Below are 16197 nucleotides of genomic sequence, written 5' to 3'. Positions count from 1 at the left end.
GAAAATACGAGAAAGGAGTGAAAGCGGATGCAGAAACCATACGTATATGTGACAAGAAAGCTACCAGAAGAAACACTTAAGAAGTTAAAAGAAATAGCCGAAGTCGGCATGTGGCCTCATGAAGAAAAAGCCGTTCCTCGTGAAGTTCTTCTAAAAGAAGCACAAAAAGCGGAAGGACTATTAACGATGCTGTCAGACAAAGTGGATGGAGAACTTCTAGACAAAGCCGAATCTTTAAAAGTTGTGGCTAACCTCGCTGTCGGTTATGACAATATTGATATTCAAAAAGCGAAAGAAAATAACATAACGGTATGCAATACACCAGATGTCCTGACGGATTCAACAGCAGATCTAGCATTTTCATTAATCTTAGCCTCAGCTAGACGCCTTGTTGAATCAGCCAACTACGTAAAAGAAGGGAAATGGAACAGCTGGGGACCTTTATTGCTGGCGGGCGCAGATGTTCATCATAAGACGATCGGTATCGTAGGGATGGGACGGATAGGTGAAGCCGTTGCTAGACGGGCGAAGGGATTTGATATGAACATCCTCTATCACAACCGTAACCGAAAGCATGATGCCGAAAAAAATCTTGGCGCGACATATAAAGACTTTTATGATCTTTTAAAGGAATCTGATTTTGTTGTTTGTCTTGCACCTTTAACAGAAGAGACGAGGGGGATGTTTAACCGGGAAGCTTTTCAAGCGATGAAAAAAAGCGCGATCTTTATTAATGCTGGTCGAGGTGCATCCGTTGATGAAGAGGCACTTGTAGATGCACTGCAAAATGGCACCATAGCTGGAGCTGGATTAGATGTCTTTGTTAAAGAACCAATCGCACCGGATCACCCGCTCTTATCGATGAATCAAGTCGTGGCTTTGCCTCACATTGGAAGTGCTAGCGTGGAAACGAGAATGAAGATGGCTGAACGGGCTTGTCGAAACATCGGATTGATTCTAGAAGGAAAAGCGGCTGAAACACCAGTCGGCTAAGGAGGTAAGAAGATGAACACTCGTCCTTTAAAAGGAAAAACAGCATTAATTACTGGAGCTAGCCGTCTAAATGGCATCGGGGCAGCCGCCTGCTTACAGCTTGCTCAAAAGGGCGCTAATATTTTCTTTACCACTTGGGGTACATATGATAACCAAACGTACAAGGAGAATCATCAAAGTGATCCGACTATTTTAGTTAAGAAACTGGAGGGCCTTGGTGTAGAAACGGCGTTCATGGAGATTGATCTCGCCGATCCAAAGCAATTTCCAGATCTCTTTCATCAAGTTGAACAAAAAATTGGCCAGCCAAGTATTCTAGTCAATAATGCATGTTTTTCAGAGCACCACCCTTGGAAAGAAACAACCAGTGAAATGCTGGACAAGCATTATACCGTAAATCTCCGTGCTACCACGCTTTTAAGTGTGGAATTTGCAAAACGATTGAAAGGAACGGACGGAAGCATCATCCATCTGACTTCTGGTCAGTCAAAGGGTCCAATGATTGGGGAGCTCGCATATGCTGCAACAAAAGGAGCGATCGAAGCGTTAACGGTAACGATGGCTGCCGAATTAGGCTCTAAAGGAATTCGGGTTAACGCGGTTAATCCGGGTCCGACCGATACGGGATGGATGACGGAAGACCTGAAAAAAGCTTTGCTGCCAAAGTTTCCTCTAGGAAGAGTCGGTAAACCAGAGGATGCAGCAAGGCTGATCGCGTTTTTAGCTTCACCAGAAGCTGAATGGATTACGGGCCAAGTCATCCACTCTGAAGGTGGATTCTTAAGACAATAATTATCGTTTTTATAAAGCTTACTTGTAAGGTGGTTTATGGCCGGCTTATATGTAAGCTTTTTTATTTAGGGGGAGAGTAGATAGAGTAGAGGAGACGAAGTTTGTCGCGATGTGTCGACTCGTGGTTATTTTGCAATTAACGTGGGATTTTTTCATTTATCGCAGGAAAAAAGTAAAATACCGTGGGATTCCTCCAGTATTCAGTCTCATTCATTTCAATACCTGCTCTCGATCCCTGTGGTGGGACTGCCGAACACTAAATCCTACTAATTCCCATCCTTATTTTTACAATACTGCATTAAAAATGAAAGAATTTTATAATAAATGAAAATTTAATAAATATACTCTTGAATAAATTTTTATACAGTCCTATAATGAACCTTAACTTATTAAAGGAGTGATATGTTTTGAGAGCTGGAATTATTGGAGTAACCGGATATGGTGGATTAGAATTGTTCCGGCTGTTAACCGCACATCAAGAAATAAACGAGTTATTCCTATACTCATCCTCAAAACAAGGTCAACTACTTTCGGATGAAGCTCCCCACCTGTTTGAAATGAACCAGGAAAAACTTCGCTCATTTGAACAGCTAGAAACAGACGAACTTGATGTATTGTTCTGTTCTGCTCCAAGCGGAGTATCATCAGAACTTCTTCCTCCACATCTAGAAGGAAAGATGAAAGTAATCGATCTAGCAGGAGATTTTCGTTTAAAAGAGGCTGATGTCTATCGCAAATGGTATGGGAAAGAGCCTCCGAACGCTACTTTTGTAGACAATGCGGTTTACGGTTTAACTGAATGGAATGAGAACAAAATAAAAGAAGCGAATTTGATCGCGAATCCCGGCTGTTACCCTACAGCAACACTCTTAGGGATACTGCCCTTAGTAAAAACAAACGTGATCAACCCGAAGTCACTGATCATTGATGCAAAAAGTGGTCTATCAGGAGCCGGTGCTTCACCCAATAAAGCATCACATTTTACAAAAGTGAATGATAGTCTGAGTGTTTATAAAATGAACAAACATCAGCATATCCCAGAGATCGAACAAACATTAAAAACCTTTGCTGAAACTGAAGTGAACATTACTTTTACGACGCACCTTGTACCAATGACGAGAGGGATCATGGCTACCATCTATGCAGAACTTACAGAAGATATACAGCCGCATACGGTTAGTGAGATTTTTAATGAATTCTATCAATCAAAACCATTCGTTCGAGTTTTTAAGGAAAAAACAGATCTCTTTACAAAGCAGGTGTACGGTTCCAACTATTGTGATTTAACCTTTGCTTTGGATGAACGAACGAATCGAATCACCGTAATATCTGTAATCGACAATTTGATCAAAGGTGCGGCAGGGCAAGCTGTACAAAATATGAATATCATGTTCGGATTGAATGAAACAGAGGGACTTCAACAATCGCCATTGTTCCCTTAAATCGAGGAGGCAGGATAAATGCAGGCTACTAAACCATCCATACACAAAGTTACAGGAATAAATATTGCAACCCCTAAAGGCTTTTACGCAAGCGGACTGCATTGCGGAGTAAAACATAAAAAGCTTGATTTAGGACTTTTATACAGCTTAAAACCTGCCTGCGCTGCGGGGGTTTACACGACTAATCAAGTTCAGGCCGCTCCTCTAAAAGTGACACAGGAGAGCATCAAACAAGAAGGTAAGCTCCAAGCCGTTATCGTCAATTCTGGTAACGCCAATGCATGTACAGGAAAACAAGGGTACGAAGACGCAAAACAAATGCAAATTCAAACAGCGAATAAGCTCGGCATTTCTCCACACCTTGTTGGAGTAGCATCAACCGGAGTAATTGGAGAACATCTGCCGATGGATAAGATTTCAGCAGGTATTCAAAATCTTGAGCTCGATGCCGAATTAAAAGGCTCAATTGATTTTTCTCAAGCGATCTTAACAACAGATACCGTATCAAAAAATACAGCATACTCCCTTAAAATCAATGATAAAACGATCACGATCGCAGGTACTGCCAAAGGATCAGGGATGATTCATCCAAACATGGCGACGATGCTTGGATTTATAACAACAGATGCAAACATTCATCAGGATAACCTTCACGAAGCACTGTCTTATGCGGTAGAGCGAACATTTAACTGCATTACAGTAGACGGTGATACTTCAACAAATGATATGGTGCTTATGCTTGCTAATGGTATGGCTGAGAATGAGGAACTGAACAGAAACCATCCTGAATGGGATCTATTCTTGGATGCGCTTGTACTCGTTTGTGAAGACTTGGGCAAACTGATCGCCAAAGATGGGGAGGGAGCGAGCAAACTAATTGAAGTGAACGTACGAGGAGCCAGAACAGAGAAGGATGCTAGAATCATAGCCAAAACGGTGGTTGGTTCACCTCTTGTTAAAACAGCAGTCTTTGGATGTGACGCGAACTGGGGAAGAATTCTGTGTGCTGCAGGCTATAGCGGCGTAGCTTTTAACCCAGATCAGATGAAAATACTGATCGGAGAACATGAAGTGGTGGCAGATGGAGAGCCTGTCATGTTTTCAGAAGCAGATATTCGAAACTATTTAAAAGGTCAGGAGATTCATATTACGGTCATCCTATCAGAAGGATTCGGAAACGGAAGAGCTTGGGGATGCGACTTAACCTATGATTATGTACAAATTAATGCTAGTTATCGAACATAAAAAGGGGTGTGAGGAAGTTTGTTGTCTGTATTAAAAATCGGCGGAAGCACGCTGGAAAATTTACAGCCTGCCTTCTTTAACAGTCTGCATAACAAGATTCATCAAGGTGAAAAAGTAGTTATCGTTCATGGCGGGGGACCTGAAATAAATAAAAAGCTAAAAGAAAAGGGATTACCTATTCAAAAGAAAGATGGCATAAGGATCACATCCGAAGAAGCCCTTTCATGTGTTAAAACAGCATTAATGGATGAAGCAAATAATAAACTGGTTGATCGCTTGCAGCAAGAAGGAATTCAAGCTGTCGGATTAAGCGGATCCGAAAATACACTCATTCAATGTGAGTTCTTAGATCAAGAGAAGTATGGGTTTGTCGGTAAAGTAATAAATGTGAACATCGTCCTTTTAGAAGAACTACTGATTGCGGGAAAAGTGCCGGTAATTGCTTCTCTAGGCGTCACTGAAAACGGAGAAGAAGTAAATATCAATGCAGACACCGTGGCTGGTGAAGCTGCAGCTGCCTTATCTGCCGAATCCGTTTGTTTTGTTACTGATATTTCTGGAGTTCAAATAGAAGGAAAGAAGGCTGATCAGTTATCTGTTACTGAGTTAAAGCAGGGGATTGTTGATGGGCACATTTACGGCGGAATGATACCTAAAGTAGAAGCTACAGTGAACTGTCTGAACCTGAACATCAAAGAGGTTCTAATAGCAGATCAAACGTTGACAGGCACACGATGCTATAAGGAGGTACTAGTAACATGAGTTCATTATTCCCAACATATAAAAGAAAAGAATTTCAGCTAGAAAAGGGAAGCGGGACCTATGTGTTTGATGAAAACAATAAGCGCTATCTGGATTTCACTAGCGGGATAGCAGTAACGAATCTAGGACACTGTCATCCAGAAGTGGTTTCGGCCATCCAGGATCAGAGTGAGAAAATATGGCACACTTCAAATCTATTTAAGAACGACCAGCAGGAAGTCCTTGCTGAGACACTTGTTAAGAATACCCCTTTAGATTTAGCCTTTTTTTGCAACAGCGGTGCAGAAGCCAATGAGGCTGCAATCAAACTCGCAAAAAAGTATACAGGAAAAAATAAAATCATAACGTTTAAGGATTCTTTCCATGGTCGTACATTCGGTGCTATGTCTGCAACTGGGCAGCAAAAGGTGAAAGACGGTTATGGTGAGCTTATTTCGGAGTTTGTGCATCTTCCGTGGAATGAAACCGAGGAGCTATCAAAAATTGCAGATGAGGATACTGCCGCAATCATGATGGAAGTGTTTCAAGGCGAAGGCGGAGTACGCATGGCGGATCTGTCATTTTATAAGGAAATTCAAAAAATATGTGATGATAATCATATCCTGCTGATCGTGGATGAAGTGCAGACCGGAATCGGAAGAACAGGGAAACGATATGCATATGACCATTTCGATTTACATCCAGACATCGTTACACTTGCTAAAGGATTGGGAAATGGATTCCCGATCGGAGCGATGCTTGGTAAAGAAATATTGAAAACTGCCTTTGGACCTGGAAGCCACGGAACCACGTTCGGCGGAAGCCCTTTAGCTTGCAGTGTGGGTCAGACCGTTCTGAATATCATTTTTCAGGAAGATTTTTTACATGAGGTGGAGTGTAAAGGGAACAACTTTATGAAAGTCCTAAAAGACTCACTCCATTCGCATCCACTCGTAAAAGAAGTAAGAGGCAAAGGTTTATTGATCGGGATAGAATGTGAGAGACCTGTGGGAAGTTTCATAGAGTGGCTGGAAGAGCAAGGTTTACTGACCGTACCGGCAGGAGAGAACGTGATTCGTCTGCTACCGCCACTAACTGTATCTGAAGAAGAACTTGAAACAGCTGCAGGAATCATTAGTCAATTATTTAAACAGTTTCATAAGGTATCAACATAAAGGACGAATAATCCTTATTTTTTATACAAATGAATGAATAAAAATACGTATGGTTATAGGTTTTATACAAAGAGAGGGATGGAACCATGAAAGGCTCTATTACATTAGCGAATGGGACTTCATTTGAAGGCGACTGGATCGGCGAACATCAGTATTGCTCAGGTGAAGTTGTATTTTATACAGGAATGACAGGGTATGAACAAGTACTGACGGATCCATCATACCAAGGACAGATCGTCGTATTTTCCTACCCGTTTATCGGTAACTATGGCTTTAAGCCTGAAAGTATGGAATCTGCTCAAATTCAAGTTTCGGGTGTCATCATGGCAGATTGCTATCCTTTTCAGCTCGAGGGAGAACAACATTCATTGACTGCGTACCTGAATCATCATCGAATTCCTGCTCTCACCAATGTGGATACAAGAGCTCTTATCCAGCAGATTCGTAAAAAAGGTTCAGTGCCTGCTGTTATGCATGCAAGTCCATTGTCTGCTGAATCCTTTCAATTACAAGAATGCTGGCCGGCAACATCACTTGAGAAGTTCGGTACGGGTAAAACACATATTGTCTTAATCGATTTTGGCTATAAGAAATCGATTGCTGAATCCCTTGTCGATCAAGGCTGTACGGTAACTGTTGTTCCCTATCATTATGAGGTTTCAGAAATAGAAAAATTGAATCCAGATGGGTTTGTGTTCTCAAATGGAGCAGGAGACCCTATGAGATTTTCAAAATACTTTCATCGCTATAAACATATTGCAATCAGTTATCCGGTGCTTGGCATCTGCCTTGGCCATCAAATACTGGCACTCGCATTTGGCGGGGAAACCATGAAACTTAAGTTTGGTCATCGGGGAGCGAATCATCCTGTCATGAATGTTAAGACCGGAAAAGTATCGATGAGTTCACAGAACCATAGTTATGTGGTGAAAAAAGAGAGTCTCTACGCTACCGGATTCAACATTTGGTTTAAGAATGTCAATGATGATAGCGTGGAAGGCTTGTGGCACAGCCAATACGAAGTTTCAAGTGTTCAGTTTCATCCTGAGGCAGCACCTGGTCCACAAGAACATGCAGAGATTTTTCAAGAATTCATACAGACTGTAAAGCATAAAGAGAAGGTGAGAAGCTATGCCTAAAGACTCCAACATCAAGAAGGTTCTCGTCATTGGTTCCGGCCCCATCGTAATCGGGCAGGCCGCAGAGTTTGATTATTCAGGAACCCAAGCTTGTAAAGCGTTAAAAGAAGAAGGGATTCAAGTTGTCTTAATCAACAACAATCCTGCAACCATCATGACGGATCAAACATTCGCAGACGAGATTTACTTTGAACCATTAACCGTTGAATATGCAGAAAAGATTATTCAAAAAGAAAAGCCGGATGGCCTGCTTGCGACAGTAGGAGGTCAAACTGGCTTGAATCTTGCGATGGATCTCTATGAAAATGGAATCCTACAAAAATATGGCGTAAGACTATTAGGTACAGATATCCAATCAATAAAAAAAGCAGAGGACCGAGAAGTATTCCGTGCTCTTATGCATAAGCTTGGTGAACCCGTACCTGAAAGTGAAATCGTATCTTCCATCGAAGAAGCGATTGGGTTTGCAGATGCAACAGGCTACCCAGTCATCGTGCGTCCCGCTTATACACTCGGAGGATTTGGCGGGGGAATCGCCAGTTCGAAAGAAGCGCTTACTAATCTTGTCAAACAAGGTCTTTCAGCAAGTCCGATCAAACAATGTCTGATAGAAAAAAGTATCGCAGGCTACAAAGAGATCGAGTATGAAGTGATGCGTGACGAGAACGGCACATGCATCACGGTTTGTAATATGGAAAATGTGGATCCAGTAGGGGTACACACTGGTGATTCTGTAGTGGTCGCACCTAGTCAGACACTGACAGATGACGAATATCAAGCTTTAAGAAAAGCTTCTCTTACAATTATTTCAGCACTAGAGATCGTTGGAGGCTGTAATATACAGTTTGCCCTTCACCCGCATTCATCGGAGTATTATTTAATCGAAGTGAATCCACGAGTGAGCCGCTCATCAGCGCTTGCTTCTAAAGCTACAGGTTATCCGATAGCTAAGATCGCAGCAAAGCTTGCACTTGGGTATAACCTTCACGAACTGAAAAACCCTGTTACAGGAACAACATTCGCTAGTTTCGAACCTGCTTTAGATTATGTAGCCGTAAAAATGCCTCGTTGGCCGTTTGATAAATTTACTGACGCAAACAGAAAGCTTGGCACTCAGATGAAAGCAACCGGAGAAGTGATGGCTTTAGAACGAAATATGGCTTCAGCTTTCCAAAAAGCCATCCGTTCACTTGAGCTAAAAACAGAAGGTATATTCTTAAAAGAACTTTCCGCTTTTAAAGAAGAAGAATTGTTCAAATTAGCAGCTGATCCAGATGATCGACGTTTCTTTGTCGTTCTTGAACTGCTTAAAAGGGGTATTTCTCCTAACAAAATACATGAGGTTACGAAGATCTCGCCTTATTTCTTATCTGTGTACAGCCAGATGATCCAGATGTATCAGGAACTGAAAAAAGTAAACGTACAAACGATCGATGAAGCACAGCTGAAGATGGCTAAAAAGTTTGGCTTCTCAGATCAAGATTTAGCTAAAATCTGGTCCGTCTCTGAAAAAGAGGTGAGACAGAAACGAGAGGAATGGCAGATCACGCCTTCATACAAAATGGTTGATACGTGCGCTGCTGAATTTGAAGCAAAAACCACTTATTTTTATTCGAGCTGGAGTGGAGAAAGTGATAAAAAGCCAGAACAAAAGAAAAAAGTGGCTGTTATTGGCTCGGGTCCTATACGTATCGGTCAGGGTGTAGAATTCGATTACTGCTGTGTACACAGTGCATTAGCCTTAAACAGATTGGGTTATGAAGCCATTTTAATCAATAACAATCCAGAAACGGTAAGTACAGATTATGAAGTATCTGATTCACTGTACTTTGAACCCTTAACGTTTGAGGACATCTATCATGTTTTACAATTCGAAGGGATAACAGAGGTTATTTTGCAGTTTGGCGGCCAGACTTCAATCAACTTAGCAGAAGAACTAGAAAATGCCGGCATCCATGTACTAGGAACGCCGGCAGATACGGTTGATCAGATGGAAGACCGAGATCGTTTCTATCAATTTTTAGATCAAATCGGTATTCCGAAACTAGATGGATTTACAGCCCATGATAAAGAAGAAACGAAAACTTTTGCTAAAAAGTTAGGATTTCCTGTCCTTGTCCGACCTTCCTATGTTATTGGAGGAAGCGGGATGAAAGTGTTCTACTCTGAAAAAGAGCTTAACGCCTTTTTATTGAATGAGGTTGTGGTCTATCCGATCTTGATCGATACGTTCCTTGAAGGAAAAGAAGCTGAAGTAGATGTACTAACAGATGGATCAGACATATTTATACCAGGCATTTTTGAACATATTGAAGGAACCGGCGTTCATTCTGGCGATAGTTTGACCGTAACCCCGCCACAGTCGCTTACGAAAGATGTTCAACACCAAATAATCAGCTATTCGGAAAAAATCGCAACAAACATGGAGTATAAAGGATTGTTCAATATACAATTTGCTGTTGATGGTGAAAAAGTTTATGTGATTGAAGTAAATCCAAGGGCTTCAAGAACAGCTCCGATCATGAGTAAGATCACAGATGTAAACTTAGTCCAAAAAGGAACAGAACTGATGCTTGGAACTTCTTTAAACGAATTAAAACTGGAAGATGTGCATAATGGCCAGCCGTTTATTACCGTTAAAGCACCTGTTTTTTCAACGATCAAACTCCCTGGTGTTACTCCAGTGCTTTCACCAGTTATGTCTTCAACGGGTGAAGTGATCGGAACAGACGAAGATTTTACGTCTGCACTCGTTAAAGCTTTAAAAGGATCAACACTTCAACTGAATAACCTATGGGACTTTAAAGGAAGTGTTTTTATTGAAGGTGATTCCGCAAAAGCTGAATACGACTCATGGAAAGATCTTGGATTTGAGGTCGTTACGGAGAAAGAACTTTCGTTTGATGAATGGATTAAAACGGACAATAAAGTGGCGTATATCCATTTTACTGATGAGACGAATAACTTCACTGCTAAAATGGCTGTTCTGGAAAGGGTGCATGTTTTCACACGAAAAGAGACCGCAGACGCTTATCTGCAAGCAGCAATTTTAGTAAAGAACACAAGAAAGGAAGTGTTGATCTGATGTCAATCGTTCATCCTTTACGCACAACAAGAACGAAAAAGGATTTCCTGACATTGCTCGATTATTCGGGAAATGAAATCATCGATCTGCTGAATCTGGCGAAAGACTTAAAAAAACAAGGGGCATCCGCACCGCCCTTATTAAAAGGGAAAATCCTAGGGATGATCTTTGAAAAATCGTCTACACGAACACGAGTGTCTTTTGAAGCTGCAATGCTTAAGCTCGGGGGTCATGCGATCCATTTAAGTACACGCGATATACAAATGGGAAGAGGGGAAACTGTTTCAGATACAGCTAAAGTGCTATCTGGCTATCTGGACGGAATCATGATCCGTACCTTCCACCAATCCATCGTTGAAGAACTAGCACAAAACAGTACGATTCCCGTTATTAATGGACTGACAGATGAGTTCCATCCATGTCAGGCACTCGCTGACCTATTAACGATCTTAGAATATAAGGGCTCATTTAAAGGAAAAAAAGTGGCATATATCGGTGATGGCAATAATGTTGCTCATTCCCTGCTGATTGCTTCAGTTAAAGTCGGCATGGATTGCACGATTATTACACCAAAAAATTATGAGCCGAACGAAGAGATCGTCACACATGCAAAAGAAATCGCAAACCAAACAGGTGCTAACGTACAAGTTACAAACGATCCGGTATACGGTATAAAGAACAGTGATGTGATCTATACAGATGTATGGGCGAGTATGGGGCAAGAGAGCGAAGCGGAAGAAAGACTGGCTCATTTTGAACCGTACCAAGTAAACGAAGAGCTGGTATCACATGCAAAAAAAGATTACATCTTCATGCACTGTCTGCCCGCACACCGCGGAGAAGAAGTAACAGCAGAAATCATCGATGGTCATCATTCAGTGGTGTTCCCCGAAGCCGAAAACCGACTCCACGCACAAAAAGCATTACTCGTTCATTTGATGTCTTAAAGCATGTGAAGGCTTCATTTCTAATACATTCCTTTGATGCGGAGGCTAGACAGGTGTGACTCCTGGGGCTCACCGCCCGTCCCCGGAAAGGGAGTATTAGAAACGGAAATTACCAGCTTTCAAAAGCATTAAAAAAGCCGCTCCATAGAGGAGCGGCTTCTTTATTAAAATACTTGCTCTAGTTCAACTACACCAGGAACTTCTTCAAGAAGTGCACGTTCGATACCAGCTTTTAAAGTGATTGTCGAACTTGGGCAGCTTCCGCAAGCACCCATAAGACGTACTTTTACAACACCGTCTTCAATATCCACTAACTCGACGTCTCCACCATCACGAAGAAGGAACGGACGCAATTTATCAAGAACTTCTTCTACTTGTTCGCGCATCTCTAAGTTTTGAGTTTCAGCCATAACTATCAAGGCTCCTTTCTTAAAAAGAACTTACCATTAGTATACGGGATATAGAATAAAAAATCCATGAGCAAGCATCATGATATTTGCTCCTTTTTCTTTCTCGCAAAATAAGGTATGATGAAAGCAAATAAGCGCATACATTGAGGTGTTCTTCATGAAAAATTCACTTTTAATAAAAGTATATGGTGCAGAGCAGAAATGTGCGAGTTGTGTACATCTTCCATCAGCAAAAGAAACAGCAGAGTGGCTGGAAGCTGCCATCTCCAGAAAATTTCCGAACACTGTATTTCAAGTACAGTATATCGATATGGAAAAGCCAGAAAATGATGAAGATCAAGCATTCTCCGTAAGAATTATAGATGAAGACCTTTTTTATCCCGTAGTCGTAATTAACGGTGAAATTGTCGCAGAAGGAAATCCAAACCTTAAAACAATCTACAACATTATTGAACAGAACGGTTATGGCGCTGTAAGTTAAGCGCCTATTTTTTTTGAATTGGGTTTGTACACATACTTTGTCTCTTTTTCAGAATATGATGTTATGGAAAAAAGGAGGCAAATGCCATTGTTAAACCCTTCAAAAGGTAAATTATTTAAGGATGAATCACACGCTGGACCTTCTCACCATCATTTTCATCACCTGTGCCATAAATATATGGGACAAAACGTGACGATTGAATTGGATGATGGAAATGAGTATCATGGTAGACTTCACAGCTATGATAAGGACAATATGTATTTGATCTTGCCAGGTGAACAGCGTGACAGCCGCATTATTTTTGTGGCACCATTCTTTCCTGGTTTCGGAATTTTTGGATTTCCATTTTTCCGGATCCGCCGTTTCCGTCCCTTCTTTTGGTAATTTCAGATCATGGACCGGACAAAAAGAAGCCGACTAACTTATGGGTTAGTCGGCTTCTTTTTATACTTGATATTTATATAGCCATAAGATACCTGATTTTAATAAGCGTGGTACACGGCCGATCAACGCGGCGCTTCCCATTGTGCCGAATCCGCTCTTTTTGCCCAGGGATCCCATTACACCTTTTAATTTAATCTCATTCATTTCAGGAAGCGGCTGGTTATTCCAGCGTGCTAATAGAACTTGAGAGATCTGTTCTGCTTGTTCTTCAGCAAGCTGTGCACTCGGTGCATAAGGGAGACTTGCGCAATCCCCAACTACATAAACATGTTCATCAGATGGAAGGTGATGATGTTCAGATAGGACAACACGTCCCTGGCCATCTTTTTCAACATCTAGTGCGCGAACGATATGGCTTGGCTGAATACCTGCTGTCCAAACGATTGCATCACATTCCACTCTTTCATCATGGTTATAAAGAGCGCCTTGTTCAACTTTCGTTACATTCGAATTATTGATTACTTCAACACCATGTTCAACAAACCAATTTTGAACATAGTTGCTCAATCTCTTTTTGTATCCGGAAAGAATGATATCTCCGCGGTCAAACAGTTTAATGGAAAGGTCCGGTCTGCTCTCACGAAGTTCTGATGCAAGTTCAACACCAGAGAGTCCTGCTCCAACAACACCAACAACTGCATTAGCAGGTAGGTTATTAAGTACTTGGTACGTATGGCGCGACTTATCGATCGTTTGAATACTTAATGTGAATTGATCAGCTCCTGGCACATTGTGATACTTGTCTTCACATCCAAGGCCGATAACGAGATCATCATAAGATACATCGTCCTGATCTTTTAACCGTACTTTCTTTTCATTAAGATCAATTCCTGTAACTTCCCCATATTTAATATTCAAGCGAGGGTGTTCAGGAAAGGTAACCCGAACATGATGATCTGAAATTGTTCCGGCAGCTAGCGCGTAGTATTCAGTTTTCAAACAATGATAGGGCACACGATCAATGAGTGTAAGTTGAATATTTTCAGGGAGGTCTGAGGAATTAAGAAGCCTCTTCAACACACGCATATTTCCATATCCTCCGCCAAGTAAAACGAGGTGCTTCATTTTTCATTTCCCCTTTTCTTTCAAGACAATGCTTATCTATTTTTGTAGAAGTGTATATTAACTAATAACCTTAAAATAATGTAAGTAAACGATTTCAGGTTTTTAACATGTTTAAGTATAGCACTTTGCAATAAATTCACAACTATTTTTGCGGAAAAATCAATGTCTTTACATTGACTAGCTTTCAATAAACCGTTAGGATGTATTCATTAAGAGGTGAATGGGAAAATGAGACCGATTATCGAGTTTTGTGTCAGTAATTTAGCGAGTGGAGCTCAAAAAGCACTCGAAGAATTAGAAAAAGATTATGATCTAGATGTGATCGAATACGGATGTCTGGGTTATTGTGGACAATGTGCAAAATCACTTTTTGCTCTTGTAAATGGAGATATTGTGCATGGCGAATCACCAGAAGAACTCGTTAAAAATATTTACAACCATATAGAAGAAAACGTTATGTTTTAAGCAACAGCTCCTCTTATAAATTGGGTAGCTGTTTTTTTATTGGGATAGGTCATTTTTAATTGGGAAAAATATCTACGGTATAAATGCTAAAAAAAAGATTGCAATTTTGTCGATATTTGTTACATTATTAAAGGGTCAGTCATTTGATGTCTGACAACTGAATGTAAAAATTGAAAGCAGTTTCATTACTCGCTTTTTAAATGTATAAGGGGGAACATTTAATGTCAATTCTAATTGGAATACTTGGTATACTTCTCTTAATTGCAATCGCTTTCATTATGTCCAATGATAAAAAGAACATAAATTTTAGAGCCGTTGTTATTATGTTTGCAGTACAATTGGGTATTGCTTATTTCATGCTAAATACGAAAATAGGGAAAACAGTCTTAAACAAGATTGTAAACGTTTTTAATAAAATACTTTCTTTCGGTAATGATGGTATTGCATTCGTTTTTGGTGATTTAAGTGGAAAAGAATATTTCTTCATAAATGTTCTTATGATGATTATCTTTGTATCTGCGTTGTTATCTATTCTAACGTACACAAGAATCTTGCCATTAGCGATCAAATACATTGGTGGGACAGTAGCAAAAGTTACTGGACTTCCAAAAATCGAATCTTTTGTAGCAGTAAACTCGATGGTGTTTGGTGATACAACTGCCATTATTTCTGTTAAATCTCAGCTTCACAAGTTATCAGCTAACCGATTATTTGTTGTTGTTACCTCTTCTTTAGTAGCTGTAAGTTGTTCAATCCTAGGCGCTTATATGCAAATGATCCCGGCTGAATATGTTCTTGTTGCACTTCCAATTAACGTGTTCTCTGGACTTATCCTTTCATCAATCGTATGTCCGGTTAAGGCTGAGGAAGATGAAGAAATTCAAGTCAAAGAAATGATTCCAGAAAAATCTTTGTTCGAAGCCATAGGTAACGGTGCATTAGACGGAGGGAAAGTTGCCCTAATCGTTGGTGCTATGTTAATCACATATATCGGATTACTTTCAATGGTGAACTTTGCTTTTGATTCTGTATTCGGCCTAACATTCCAAGAAGTATTAGGTTATATATTTGCTCCAGTGGCATTTATTATGGGTATTCCAGCACATGAAATTGTTAAATCTGGATCAGTAATGGGAACAAAGGTCGCGGCCAACGAGTTTGTTGCGATGCTTGACTTTATGAAAATGATTCCTAACATGACTCCAAAGACAGTTGGTATCGTATCATCATTCTTAATCTCATTTGCTAACTTCTCTTCAATCGGAATTATTCTAGGTACTGTACAAGCCATTAATGGCGAAAAGGCTTCATTGCTTGCTAAAGTAGGTTTGAAGGTATTACTAGTAGCTACAATGGGATCCGTTTTAACGGGAACAATCGTAGGTCTATTCTTATAAAATACAGTAAAAAGAATGCAAGCATATGCTTGCATTCTTTTTTTGGTTATTCTTTAAAAGATTGTGGATGCTGAGACAGAGATCAACAAGCTTTTGAAAGTAAAATCTGGAGTGTGGAAAACTGTGCATAGAATCACTCATACGGTGCATAGAAGTCCAGTTTTTGTGCATAGAAAAGCGTAATGTGCATAGAGCCTTATTTTAAAGGCATCGACTAATCCTTTTGGTGCATAGAAGTCGAACTTTTATGCATAGACCTCATATTACGGTGCATAGAATAACCCTTTACGCTAATACACATAAACAAAAAGACTGACGACTACCGCTTGGCATCAGCCAAGTTTCATTATCAGGCATCTTTCCTGGAAAGCGAGGG

The 16197-nt window shown here is 40.5% G+C and carries 15 protein-coding genes; 13 read left to right on the top strand and 2 right to left on the bottom strand.

Going from position 1 to position 16197, the window contains the following annotated elements:
- Positions 1-27 precede the first annotated feature (27 nt).
- From M3206_RS10245 to argF, 9 genes are all read left to right on the top strand, one after another.
- Positions 28-993, top strand: a complete 966-nt coding sequence (locus tag M3206_RS10245; RefSeq protein ID WP_251312428.1) for a 2-hydroxyacid dehydrogenase — start codon at positions 28-30, stop codon at positions 991-993.
- A gap of 12 nt (positions 994-1005) precedes the next feature.
- Positions 1006-1785 (top strand): SDR family oxidoreductase, encoded by a 780-nt coding sequence (locus tag M3206_RS10240; protein WP_251312427.1) that lies wholly within the window; start codon positions 1006-1008, stop codon positions 1783-1785.
- 407 nt (positions 1786-2192) lie between these two features.
- On the top strand, positions 2193-3227 hold the full coding sequence (gene argC, locus M3206_RS10235) for an N-acetyl-gamma-glutamyl-phosphate reductase (RefSeq protein WP_251312426.1): 1035 nt from the start codon (positions 2193-2195) through the stop codon (positions 3225-3227).
- Positions 3228-3245: 18 nt separating this feature from the next.
- Positions 3246-4472 carry a bifunctional ornithine acetyltransferase/N-acetylglutamate synthase gene (argJ, locus tag M3206_RS10230; RefSeq protein WP_251312425.1) on the top strand — a complete coding sequence of 409 codons (1227 nt, stop codon included), beginning with the start codon at positions 3246-3248 and terminating at the stop codon, positions 4470-4472.
- Between the two features lie 21 nt (positions 4473-4493).
- Positions 4494-5234 carry an acetylglutamate kinase gene (argB, locus tag M3206_RS10225; RefSeq protein WP_251312424.1) on the top strand — a complete coding sequence of 247 codons (741 nt, stop codon included), beginning with the start codon at positions 4494-4496 and terminating at the stop codon, positions 5232-5234.
- On the top strand, positions 5231-6388 hold the full coding sequence (locus M3206_RS10220) for an acetylornithine transaminase (RefSeq protein WP_251312423.1): 1158 nt from the start codon (positions 5231-5233) through the stop codon (positions 6386-6388). The genes argB and M3206_RS10220 overlap by 4 nt, the downstream gene beginning before the upstream one ends.
- 86 nt (positions 6389-6474) lie before the next feature.
- Entirely contained in the window at positions 6475-7527 is a 1053-nt protein-coding gene (locus M3206_RS10215) for a carbamoyl phosphate synthase small subunit (protein WP_251312422.1), read from the top strand.
- Positions 7520-10612 carry a carbamoyl phosphate synthase large subunit gene (locus tag M3206_RS10210; protein WP_251312421.1) on the top strand — a complete coding sequence of 1031 codons (3093 nt, stop codon included), beginning with the start codon at positions 7520-7522 and terminating at the stop codon, positions 10610-10612. Before M3206_RS10215 ends, M3206_RS10210 begins: the two co-directional genes overlap by 8 nt.
- A complete protein-coding gene (argF, locus tag M3206_RS10205; protein WP_251312420.1) occupies positions 10612-11559 on the top strand; it encodes an ornithine carbamoyltransferase in 948 nt (315 codons plus the stop codon). The genes M3206_RS10210 and argF overlap by 1 nt, the downstream gene beginning before the upstream one ends.
- Positions 11560-11723: 164 nt before the next feature.
- Here the strand turns inward: argF and M3206_RS10200 are convergent, their stop codons facing one another.
- Complete coding sequence (locus tag M3206_RS10200) at positions 11724-11969, bottom strand: NifU family protein (RefSeq protein ID WP_425590725.1); 246 nt, start codon at positions 11967-11969, stop codon at positions 11724-11726.
- Between the two features lie 157 nt (positions 11970-12126).
- Between M3206_RS10200 and M3206_RS10195 the strand changes: the two genes are divergently transcribed.
- Positions 12127-12450, top strand: a complete 324-nt coding sequence (locus M3206_RS10195) for a YuzD family protein (protein WP_251312419.1) — start codon at positions 12127-12129, stop codon at positions 12448-12450.
- A gap of 87 nt (positions 12451-12537) precedes the next feature.
- A complete protein-coding gene (locus M3206_RS10190) occupies positions 12538-12834 on the top strand; it encodes an LSM domain-containing protein (protein ID WP_251312418.1) in 297 nt (98 codons plus the stop codon).
- Between the two features lie 60 nt (positions 12835-12894).
- Here M3206_RS10190 and M3206_RS10185 read toward each other — a convergent pair whose 3' ends face one another.
- On the bottom strand, positions 12895-13959 hold the full coding sequence (locus M3206_RS10185) for an NAD(P)/FAD-dependent oxidoreductase (protein WP_251312417.1): 1065 nt from the start codon (positions 13957-13959) through the stop codon (positions 12895-12897).
- A 228-nt stretch (positions 13960-14187) separates the two neighbouring features.
- On the opposite strand from M3206_RS10185, the gene M3206_RS10180 reads away from it, so the two are divergent.
- Positions 14188-14424 carry a YuzB family protein gene (locus tag M3206_RS10180; RefSeq protein WP_251312416.1) on the top strand — a complete coding sequence of 79 codons (237 nt, stop codon included), beginning with the start codon at positions 14188-14190 and terminating at the stop codon, positions 14422-14424.
- Positions 14425-14645: 221 nt separating this feature from the next.
- Positions 14646-15821, top strand: a complete 1176-nt coding sequence (locus M3206_RS10175) for a NupC/NupG family nucleoside CNT transporter (RefSeq protein ID WP_251312415.1) — start codon at positions 14646-14648, stop codon at positions 15819-15821.
- Positions 15822-16197 lie beyond the last annotated feature (376 nt).

The sequence above is a fragment of the Fictibacillus phosphorivorans genome (genome assembly GCF_023715845.1).
Classification (GTDB): domain Bacteria; phylum Bacillota; class Bacilli; order Bacillales; family Fictibacillaceae; genus Fictibacillus; species Fictibacillus phosphorivorans_D.
This window is presented reverse-complemented; position numbering and strand designations above follow the sequence as displayed.